Origin of the sequence: Microbacterium flavescens, assembly GCF_018588945.1 — a bacterium.
GTDB lineage: Bacteria > Actinomycetota > Actinomycetes > Actinomycetales > Microbacteriaceae > Microbacterium > Microbacterium flavescens.
The window spans coordinates 41,087-50,384 of the sequence record NZ_JAFIWA010000010.1 but is presented as its reverse complement, the minus strand read 5'-3'; the positions used below and the strand labels follow the sequence as shown (position 1 = coordinate 50,384).

Genomic DNA, 9,298 nt, shown 5'->3' with positions numbered 1-9,298 from the left:
GGCCGCCCGGTTCTCCGGGCGGCCGTTCGGCGTTCTGGGGCCCGAGCCTCAGTCGCAACCTCGGAGATCGTGGCGACTCGCCGGGGGTCGTGCCCCACCGCCCGGCGTGTCGGCTACGGCATCCGATTCTGTGCACGACACCGGCCCGTTCTGCTCTGAGCGGAAGAGGTCGTCGGGCGAGGCATCCGAGTTCTATCGTGACGGCATGGCCGAGATCATCCAGCTGCCGACGAAGCCCTCGCCCCCCGCACCCCGTGCTCCGCGCGAGCCCGAGCCGCTCTGGCGCGACGCGCTCGGCGAGCAGCTGCGCCGTCTGCGGCACGACCGCGGCGAGCGTCTGGCCGACACGGCCGAGCGGGCCGGCGTGTCGCCGCAGTACCTCTCCGAGATCGAGCGCGGCCTCAAGGAGCCGTCGAGCGAGATGATCGCCGCTGTCGCCGGCGCGCTCGAGGTCACCCTAGTCGATCTCACCGCCGCCGTCGTCGACGACCTGCGCGCCCACACGACCGAGCGCGCCGCCGTCGGGGTGCACGCCGCCTACAGCCTCGCCGCGTAGGTCGTCGCGCGAGAGGCGCGCGGTGCGGCGCGCAAGCCCTGGCCGCTGTCCGAGCTGCGGGCTAGCGTGGGGCGAATGAGCCCAGCGCGCAAAGAGGAGTTCCTTGAGATCGACGGGCACGAGGTGCGCATCTCGAGCCCCGACAAGGTCGTCTTCCCCGAGCCCGGGCTGACGAAGCTCGACGTCGTGAAGTATTACCTCGCCGTTGCCGACGGGGCTCTGCGTGGCGCGGGCGGACGCCCGATGGTGCTCAAGCGGTTCGTGAAGGGCATCGATCAAGAGGCGTTCTTCCAGAAGCGCGTGCCCGAGAACCACCCCGACTTCATCGACACCGCCACCCTCCAGTACGCGCGCGGCACCTCCGCCGAAGAGGCGGTGATCCGGGATGCCGCGGGCCTCGCCTGGGTCGTCAATCTCGGCTGCCTCGACCTGAACCCGCATCCGATCCGCGCCGAAGACCTCGACCACCCCGACGAGCTGCGCATCGACCTCGACCCGATGCCCGGGGTGGACTGGTCGCAGATCGTCGACGTCGCGATGGTCGCGCGCGAGGTGCTCGACGACGTCGGGCTCGTCGGCTGGCCGAAGACCAGCGGATCGCGCGGACTCCACATCCTGGTGCGCATCGCGCCGCACTGGGACTACAAGCAGCTCCGGCTCGCCGCCGAGACCCTCGCCCGCGAGGTCGAGAACCGCGCGCCCGGACTCGCCACCGCGCGCTGGTGGAAAGAGGAGCGCGGCGAGAGCGTGTTCGTCGACTTCAATCAGAACGCGAAAGACCGGACCGTGGCATCCGCTTATTCCATCCGCCCGCTGCCCGACGCACGTGTGTCGACCCCGATGGGCTGGGACGAGGTCGCCGTGCGGCGCCCCGAGGAGTTCACGGTCGCGAGCGTGCTCGAGCGCTTCGCCGAGATCGGCGACCCGCACCGCGGGATCGACGACACCGTCGGCACCCTCGACGGGCTGCTGGCGCTGGCGGAGGAGCTCGGTCCGGCCGAAAAGCCGCCGCGCGCCGGCGACGGCGAGGGGCGGCGGCAATCGACGATGCCGCTGGTCGAGGTGGCCCGCACCAAGACCAAGCCCGAGGCGCTCGATGCGCTCGAGGAATGGAAGGCGCGGCATCCGGCCGTCGTGCCGCTCCTGCATCCGGCGGATGTGCTCGTGGACGGCATGCGCGGGTCGAGCTCGCTCTGGTACCGCGTGCGCGTGAATCTGCAGCATGTCCCCGAGGGCGAGCGCCCCACGCAGGGAGAGCTGATCGCCGACTACGACCCGTGGGCCGGCAAGGAGTGGCCGGGGCGCCCGGGCTCCGACTAACGGTCGCTAGCGGTCGCTAGCGGTCGCTCGCAGTCGCGAGGCGGGTGAGCCCGTATTCGAAGGCTTCGTCGACGTCGCCGCCGAGGCGGAATGCCCCCGACAGCTCCATGTTGACGAATCCCGTCGCCCACGCCGTCAGCAGCCGGGCCTCCTCCAGCGCTCGCTCGTCGCCCACCGCCTCGCGCGCCGCGCGCAGCACGGGCTCGCTCGCGCGTGCGAACGCGTCGCCGCTCCCCGAGACGGCGTACATCAGCCGGAATCCCTGGGGACGCGCATGCGCGAAGGCCCGGTAGGCGCGGGCCAGGGCGGAGAGTGATCCATCGGATGCCGCGAGCCGGCCACCCAGGTCGTCGATGGTCGCCTCGGCGACGAGTCCGAGCAGCGCGTCGCGGTCGCGGACCCGCTTGTAGAGCGAGGGCGCGCGCACCCCCACGCGCTCGGCAACGGCCTGCATCGTCACCTTCGACGGCCCGCCGAGCTCGAGCAGGTCACGGCCCGCGTCGACGATCGCGGCGAGGGACGTCCGGTCGGGAGTCGGCATCGGTCCTCCTTGATGGCTATTGACATAAGCTATCATAGCTACGTACCATAGCCGACACAAGCCTCGGAGGATCTCATGCGACTCGGACCCAACCTGCACCGCATCGGCAACGACATCGTCGCCGCGTACCTGATCGTCACGCCCGACGGGATCACCGTCGTCGACGCGGGCCTGCCCGGCCACTGGAACGACCTCACGGACGAGCTCGCGTCGCTCGGCCGATCGCTCGACGACATCCGAGGCCTCGTGCTCACCCACGGCGACAGCGACCACATCGGGTTCGCCGAGCGGCTGCGCCGCGAGCACGGCGTGCCCGTGTACGTGCACGCAGCCGACGCTGACCGCGCGAAGGGCGGCGACAAGCCGAAGACGCCGATGGGGCCGCTGCGCATCGGCCCGACGCTCGGCTTCTTCACCTACGCCCTGCGGAAGAAGGGCTTCCGCACCGAGCACCTCACGGAGGTGGTCGAGGTCGCCGACGGCGACGTGCTCGACCTTCCGGGCTCGCCCCGGATCATCGGACTGCCCGGCCACTCCCCCGGCAGCATCGCGATCCACTCGTCGATCGCCGGGGCCGTGTTCGTCGGCGATGCGCTCACCACGCGGCACGTGCTCACGGGCCGCCCCGGCATGCAGCCCGCGCCCTTCACTGACGAGCCCGCCCTCGCCCTCAAGTCCCTCGATCGCCTGGCCGGCGTCGACGCGGCGTGGGTGCTGCCCGGCCATGGAACGCCGTGGAAGGGCTCGCCCGCCGACGTGGCCGCCGTCGTCCGAGCCGCCGCCTGACCCCCGCTAGAGCTCCGCGCCCTCCCCTCCGCCGTTGACTGTCCAGGACACGCCGCGCCGGCGGCCCGATGCACGGCGGGTCCTGGACACTCAAGCCACGGGACCCGCCCGGCCCTTCCACCCGTCCCCAGCGGTTGAGTGTCCAGGACACGCCGCGCCGGCCGCCCGGTGCACGGCGGGTCCTGGACACTCAACCCGGGGCGCGGGGGCACTGAGCCCCTAGCGCGGGGACACTCAACCCGGGCGCGGGGCACACGACCCGAGGCGGCGCGAAGGGGCGGGGGTCAGCGCTCGGCGAGCACTCGGTCCGCCAGGCCGTAAGCCACGGCATCCGTCGACGTGAACACCCGGTCGCGGTCGGTGTCGGCGCGCAGCTGCGCCGGATCCTTGCCGGTGTGGCGCGCCAGGATCGCCTCGACGTCTCCACGCACTCGCACGAGCTCGTCGGCCTGCAGGATCAGGTCGGGGATCGCTCCCCTCCCCTGACCGGCAGGCTGGTGCAGCACGACCCGCGCGTGCGGCAGCACCGCGCGCTTCCCGGCCGCACCCGCGGCGAGCATCACCGCCCCGACGCCGATCGCCTGCCCGACGACCGTGGTCGCGACGTCCGGCCGCACGTGCTGCATGGTGTCGTAGACCGCGAGCATGGCCGCCGGATCCCCGCCTTCGCAGTTGATGTAGAGCTGGATGTCGCGGTCCGGACTGTCGGCGTCGAGATGCAGCAGCTGCGCGATGAGCGCGTTCGCCACTCCCGCATCGATGCCGGTGCCGAGGTAGACGACGCGCTCCGCGAGCAGGTGCGAGTAGACGTCCATGACGCGGTCGCCGCGCGGATGCTGCGCCACCACGTTCGGGATCGTGTACGAGGTCATGCCGCCACCTCCGCCGGGCCGAGTCCGAGGCCCGCAGCACGTCGGCGCCGCGGCACGACCTGGGCGAAGTCGTCGACGACTTCGTCGATGAAGCCGTACTCGAGCGCCTCGGCCGCCGTGTACCACCGGTCGTGGAGCGAGTCGTCGAAGACGCGGTCGATCGGCTGCCCGGTGTCGGCGGCGATGAGGCCGAGCACCGTGTCGCGCGTGTGCCGCAGGTCGCCGGCCTGCACCTCGACGTCGACCGTCGACCCGCCGATGCCCGACGAGCCCTGGTGCATCAAGATCCGGGCATGCGGCAGCGCTCGGCGCTTGCCGGGCGTCCCAGCCGACAGGAGGAACTGGCCGGCGCTGCACGCCAACCCGAGCGCGAGCGTGGCCACGTCGTTCGGAATGAGCCGCATCACGTCGCGGATCGCGAGCATCGACGGAACAGAGCCGCCCGGCGAATGGATCCAGAGAGAGATATCGGATGCCTCGTCCTCGGCCGCGAGCGCCAGAAGCTGCGTCGCGAGGAGCGTGCCGTTGTCATCGTCGAGCGGACCGTCGAGCACGAGCACGCGCTGGTGGAACAGCTCGCGCCGGGCTTCGGCCCCGAACATGGGGATCTTGCCTTCTTCTGCCATGACCTCAGCCTGCGCGGCGCGGCGGGCACCGGCATCCGATTCCGCCCTCAGCCGCTCCGCCCACGGCGGATCCCCTCGGTTGAGCGTCCAGGAAACGCCGCGTGCTGGGCATGACCGACGGCACGTCCTGGACACTCAACACACGGGTCGTTGAGCGAGCGAAGCGAGACGACCGGTATCCGCCTGCCCGGGTCGTTGAGCGAGCGAAGCGAGACGAAACGCAGCAAGACGAACGCGGCCCGGCGTCAGCGGGCGCGACGCGACGGCGCCTCGACCGCAGCGCGCACTGCGGCCACCAGTGCGGGACGCACGGCATCGGGGGTGAACGCCGCGGCCACCGACCGCGCATGGGCGGCCAGCTCGGCGCGGCGGTCTTCGTCGCGCAGAAGGTCGATCACGGCGTCGGCGAGACCCTCGACGTCGCCCGGCGCGACGAGCACGCCGGCATCGCCCACCGCCTCGCGCGGGCCGTACCGGGCGTCGAACGTCACGACCGGAAGGCCTCGCGCCAGAGCTTCGGCGATCGCGAGCCCCTGGCCCTCGAACGCCGTCGACACGAGGAACAGCGCCGCGCGGTCGAAGATCGCGTCGGGGTCGTCGGTCGTGCCCCGTATGTGCACCGACCCGCCGAGCCCGAGCTCGTCGACGAGCAAGCGCAGCTCTTCCCGCAGCGGGCCGTCGCCGTACACGTCGAGCCGCGCGTCGGGCACAGCGGCAACCACCCTCACCCACGCGCGGATCGCCAGGTCGACGCGCTTCTGGTCGGCGAGCCGGTTCATCATCACGACGCTGCGATGATCGCGGGATGCCGCATCCGGCGGCTCGTCGCCGAGATCGATCGTGTTCGGCACGACGTGGAAGGTGCCGGGGTCGCCGAATCGGGCGGCCACCTCGTCGCGTTGCGCCCGTGTCGGCCACAGCACGGCGTCGTAGCGGTCGAGGATCTCGAGCCAGCGCTGCCACATGCCCGCGACGGGGGCGTCCGCATCGTCGTACGGCGCCGGCAGGTGCGAGTTGTGCACGGTGTGCACCAGCCGCACGCGGGGGTCGTCCCAGTCGACCAGCGTCTCCCCGATCTGCCGCGACTCGCAGATCACCACGAGCAGGCGGTCGGGGTCGCCGGCGGCCGCCCGGCGCTGGTCGGTGAGGTGGGTGAGCCATGCGATGTACAGCGCGCGGAACCCCCGCAGCCAGCGGTCGCCGTCAGGAGTGGGCACCACGATCACAGCATCGGACAGATGCCACAGCGGGTCGTCGAGCACCGGGAGCGAGAGGACGGTTCGGCCTGCGGCATCCGTCACCTCTCGACGCTCGCCCGCGGGAACCTCGCCATCTGCGGCCGCAGCGTAGGGCCACAGCCACGACGGATCGGCGACGAGGTCGTCGAAGAGATTGCGCGCGGAGCCCACCGAGTCGAGCAGCCCGGCGTCGACGAAGTCCTGCCGCTGCGCGGCGTGCACCTCGGGCGGCGCACCGTCGACGCTCAGCTGCAGCGGGTCGCGCGCGCCGGCGGACGCGAGCAGCCGCAGGCGCCGCGGCACCGCGACGGCGAATCCGCCGTCGAGCCCGAGCGCGACACGGCTGCCGAGCAGCACGTAGTCCGCGTCGGGCAGCCCGGCGCCTGTGCCGGTCACTCCCACTCGATGGTCCCCGGCGGCTTCGACGTCACGTCGAGCACGACGCGGTTCACCTCGCGGACTTCGTTGGTGATGCGGTTGGAGATGCGGGCGAGCACGTCGTAGGGCAGCCGCGTCCAGTCGGCGGTCATCGCGTCCTCGCTCGAGACGGGGCGCAGCACGATCGGGTGACCGTACGTGCGGCCGTCGCCCTGCACGCCCACCGAGCGCACGTCGGCGAGCAGCACCACCGGGCACTGCCAGATCTCGCCGTCGAGGCCGGCCTTCGTCAGCTCCTCGCGGGCGATGGCGTCGGCGTCACGCAGAATCTCGAGCCGGTCAGCGGTGACCGCACCCACGATCCGGATGCCGAGGCCGGGGCCCGGAAAAGGCTGGCGGGCGACGATCGCCTCCGGCAGGCCCAGTTCGCGGCCGATCGCGCGCACCTCGTCCTTGAAGAGGGTGCGCAGCGGCTCGACGAGCTCGAACTGCAGGTCTTCGGGAAGCCCGCCGACGTTGTGGTGCGACTTGATGTTCGCCGTACCGGCGCCACCGCCGGACTCGACGACATCGGGATACAGCGTGCCCTGCACGAGGAAGCGGATCGGCTCGCCGTCGGCCTCAGCCTCGGCGACGAGCTCGCGCTCGGCGGCTTCGAACGAGCGGATGAACTCCCGCCCGATGATCTTGCGCTTCTGCTCGGGGTCGCTCACGCCCTCGAGCGCGTTCAGGAACTGCTCGCGCGCGTCGATGGTGATCAGGCGGACGCCCGTCGAGGCGACGTAGTCGTTCTCGACCTGCTCGCGCTCGCCCTTCCGCAACAGCCCGTGGTCGACGAAGATCGCCGTGAGCTGGTCGCCGACGGCCTTGTGCACGAGGGCGGTGGACACAGCGGAGTCGACGCCGCCGGACAGCGCGGAGATCACGCGGCCCGATCCGATCTGCGCCTGGATGCGCTCGACCTGCTCGGCGATGACGTTGCCGCTGTTCCAGTCGGCCGGCAGACCTGCCGCCTTGTGGAGGAAGTTCTCGATGACCTGCTGACCGTGGTCGGAGTGCTTCACCTCGGGGTGCCACTGCACGCCGTAGAGGCGCTTCTCGTCGCTGCCGAACGCGGCGACCGGAGTGGCCGAGGTCGAAGCCAGCACATCGAAGCCCTCGGGTGCCCGCGAGACCTGGTCGCCGTGGCTCATCCAGACGTTCTGGTCGACGGGCTGACCGCCGAGGAGCACGCCCCCGTCGCCGGTGACCGCGGCGTCGGTCGCGCCATACTCACGAAGACCGGTGTTGGCGACCTCGCCGCCGAGAGCCTGGGCCATGACCTGGAAGCCGTAGCAGATGCCGAGCGTCGGCACGCCGAGATCGAAGACGCCCGTGTCGAGCGCCGGGGCGCCGGTCTCGTACACCGAGGACGGGCCGCCCGACAGGATGATGCCGACGGGGTTCTTCGCCGCGATGTCGGCGGCCGACGCGGTGTGCGGCACGATCTCGCTGTACACCCCGGCTTCCCGCACGCGGCGCGCGATGAGCTGGGCGTACTGCGCCCCGAAGTCGACGACCAGGACCGGTCGCTGGGAGGTTTCGGTCTGCTCGGTCAACGCTGGTTCTCCGTGGGGATCGCGTGGGTGAGGGTGGAGTGCTCGGCGCCGGAGTGCAGCTCGGCGTCTTCGCGGGCCTTCAGGTACTGCCGAACCTCACGACCGACGCGCGCCTCCATGAAGAACGACAGCAGCGGCACGATGCCACCCGCGGCGAGCATGGCCAGGCGCAGCAGGTTCCAGCGCATGAGGCTCCACACGCGGAAGCACGCCACGAGGTAGACGACGTAGAACCAGCCGTGTGCGACGAGGATGCCGAGCGACAGGTTGAACCCGTCGCCGGTCGACTCGGGCCCGTCGGGCCCTTCGACCACGGGAGCCCACCAGAGGAAGCCGCCGGATCCGCCGAGGAAGAGCTCGAGGCTGAAGGCGTACTTCATGACCATCTCGGCGACCAGCAGCAGCAGCATCGTGCCGGTGATGATCGAGCAGATCTGGTAGAACTTCAGGGCTCCGCGGATCGCCGGAAACGTAGCGAGCTTCGGGGGGCGGGGCATGGAGCCAGTCTACCCGCGTGTTTCCGCGGCGCCGTCCGGTGCTGCGGCGTCGGAACCGGCTCCGTAGGCGGCGTGGGAAGCGGCATCCGCTTCGTCGTCATCGTCTTCGAAGTCCTCGAGTTCCTTCTCCCACGCGTCCTTGGCGAGGCGGTACCAGAGGTAGAACGCGAAACCGGCGAAGATCGCCCACTCCGCGGCGTAGAAGATGTTGAGCCAGTTGACCCCGGACCCTTCCTCCGGCGCCGGCGACGAGATGTCGACGAGCGGGCGTGGCGCCGTCTCGGACGCCAGGTACGGGCGGTAAACGTCCATGTCGTCGACGTCGGTCCATTGCCCGAGCAGCGCCGCCGGCGACATGCGGGTCAGGGTCTGCGGGTCGGCGCCGTTCGGCGGCGGCACTGGGCCTTCGTCCGAGATGAGGCGCCCGGTCACCGTCTCCGGAGTCTTCACGGCGCCCGAGGTACCCCGGTCGAGCTGTTCCGCAGCGGCCTGTGCTTCGTCGAGGGTGGGCGCCCAGCCGAGCGCCACGGCCAGCGATGTCGGCTCGTCGGTGCCCGCCAGCCGAAGCTGCCCGGTCACCCAGTAGCCCTCGTCACCGTCGTTGAAGCGCGAGGAGACGACGAGGAAGTTGCCCGGCATCCAGAACCCGTCGACCGTCACCCGCTGGCCGACGAGCGGCTCGGGCAGGTACTCCCCCGGCGCGGCGACCTCGGCGATCGGGCGGACCACCTCGGTCGCACCGGCCTCGGGCGGGTCGGTGTCGATGGCTCGGCTGAGCTGCCACTGCCCGAGCCACGCGAACACTCCCGCGACGACGAGGCAGAACAGCAGCATCGCGATCCACTGCGGGCGCAGCATGACCTCGCGCAGGGTCGGCGGGAAGACC

At 71.3% G+C, this 9,298-nt stretch carries 10 protein-coding genes; 3 read left to right on the top strand and 7 right to left on the bottom strand.

Features of this window, described 5'->3' with window-relative positions:
• The first annotated feature begins 205 nt into the window (after positions 1–205).
• Positions 206–556 carry a helix-turn-helix domain-containing protein gene (locus tag JX005_RS15370; protein WP_214468464.1) on the top strand — a complete coding sequence of 117 codons (351 nt, stop codon included), beginning with the start codon at positions 206–208 and terminating at the stop codon, positions 554–556.
• A gap of 75 nt (positions 557–631) precedes the next feature.
• A complete protein-coding gene (ligD, locus tag JX005_RS15365; protein ID WP_214468463.1) occupies positions 632–1,876 on the top strand; it encodes a non-homologous end-joining DNA ligase in 1,245 nt (414 codons plus the stop codon).
• Positions 1,877–1,892: 16 nt separating this feature from the next.
• Here ligD and JX005_RS15360 read toward each other — a convergent pair whose 3' ends face one another.
• Positions 1,893–2,417, bottom strand: coding sequence for a TetR/AcrR family transcriptional regulator (locus JX005_RS15360; RefSeq protein ID WP_214468462.1), 525 nt, complete (start codon positions 2,415–2,417; stop codon positions 1,893–1,895).
• A gap of 75 nt (positions 2,418–2,492) precedes the next feature.
• On the opposite strand from JX005_RS15360, the gene JX005_RS15355 reads away from it, so the two are divergent.
• Positions 2,493–3,203 carry an MBL fold metallo-hydrolase gene (locus JX005_RS15355; protein ID WP_214468461.1) on the top strand — a complete coding sequence of 237 codons (711 nt, stop codon included), beginning with the start codon at positions 2,493–2,495 and terminating at the stop codon, positions 3,201–3,203.
• Between the two features lie 284 nt (positions 3,204–3,487).
• Here the strand turns inward: JX005_RS15355 and JX005_RS15350 are convergent, their stop codons facing one another.
• The 6 genes from JX005_RS15350 to JX005_RS15325 form a co-directional block, all read right to left on the bottom strand.
• The gene (locus tag JX005_RS15350; protein WP_214468460.1) at positions 3,488–4,075 is read right to left on the bottom strand and encodes a ClpP family protease; all 588 of its coding nucleotides are present in this window, start codon (positions 4,073–4,075) and stop codon (positions 3,488–3,490) included.
• A complete protein-coding gene (locus JX005_RS15345) occupies positions 4,072–4,701 on the bottom strand; it encodes a ClpP family protease (protein WP_214468459.1) in 630 nt (209 codons plus the stop codon). The genes JX005_RS15350 and JX005_RS15345 overlap by 4 nt, the downstream gene beginning before the upstream one ends.
• Before the next feature lie 245 nt (positions 4,702–4,946).
• Complete coding sequence (locus tag JX005_RS16440) at positions 4,947–6,335, bottom strand: glycosyltransferase (RefSeq protein WP_214468458.1); 1,389 nt, start codon at positions 6,333–6,335, stop codon at positions 4,947–4,949.
• Positions 6,332–7,915, bottom strand: coding sequence for a glutamine-hydrolyzing GMP synthase (guaA, locus tag JX005_RS15335; RefSeq protein ID WP_214468457.1), 1,584 nt, complete (start codon positions 7,913–7,915; stop codon positions 6,332–6,334). Before guaA ends, JX005_RS16440 begins: the two co-directional genes overlap by 4 nt.
• Positions 7,912–8,412: a DUF3817 domain-containing protein gene (locus JX005_RS15330; protein WP_214468456.1), complete on the bottom strand. Its 501-nt coding sequence runs from the start codon at positions 8,410–8,412 to the stop codon at positions 7,912–7,914. The genes guaA and JX005_RS15330 overlap by 4 nt, the downstream gene beginning before the upstream one ends.
• Positions 8,413–8,421: 9 nt before the next feature.
• A complete protein-coding gene (locus tag JX005_RS15325) occupies positions 8,422–9,270 on the bottom strand; it encodes an SURF1 family protein (RefSeq protein ID WP_214468472.1) in 849 nt (282 codons plus the stop codon).
• Between the last annotated feature and the right edge of the window lie 28 nt (positions 9,271–9,298).

Bases quoted from the DNA above. Each gene is read 5' to 3' on its own strand.
- JX005_RS15370 (WP_214468464.1), top strand. From the start codon at position 206: ATGGCCGAGATCATCCAGCTGCCGACGAAGCCCTCGCCCCCCGCACCC.
- ligD (WP_214468463.1), top strand. From the start codon at position 632: ATGAGCCCAGCGCGCAAAGAGGAGTTCCTTGAGATCGACGGGCACGAG.
- JX005_RS15360 (WP_214468462.1), bottom strand. From the start codon at position 2,417: ATGCCGACTCCCGACCGGACGTCCCTCGCCGCGATCGTCGACGCGGGC.
- JX005_RS15355 (WP_214468461.1), top strand. From the start codon at position 2,493: ATGCGACTCGGACCCAACCTGCACCGCATCGGCAACGACATCGTCGCC.
- JX005_RS15350 (WP_214468460.1), bottom strand. From the start codon at position 4,075: ATGACCTCGTACACGATCCCGAACGTGGTGGCGCAGCATCCGCGCGGC.
- JX005_RS15345 (WP_214468459.1), bottom strand. From the start codon at position 4,701: ATGGCAGAAGAAGGCAAGATCCCCATGTTCGGGGCCGAAGCCCGGCGC.
- JX005_RS15330 (WP_214468456.1), bottom strand. From the start codon at position 8,412: ATGCCCCGCCCCCCGAAGCTCGCTACGTTTCCGGCGATCCGCGGAGCC.
- JX005_RS15325 (WP_214468472.1), bottom strand. From the start codon at position 9,270: ATGCTGCGCCCGCAGTGGATCGCGATGCTGCTGTTCTGCCTCGTCGTC.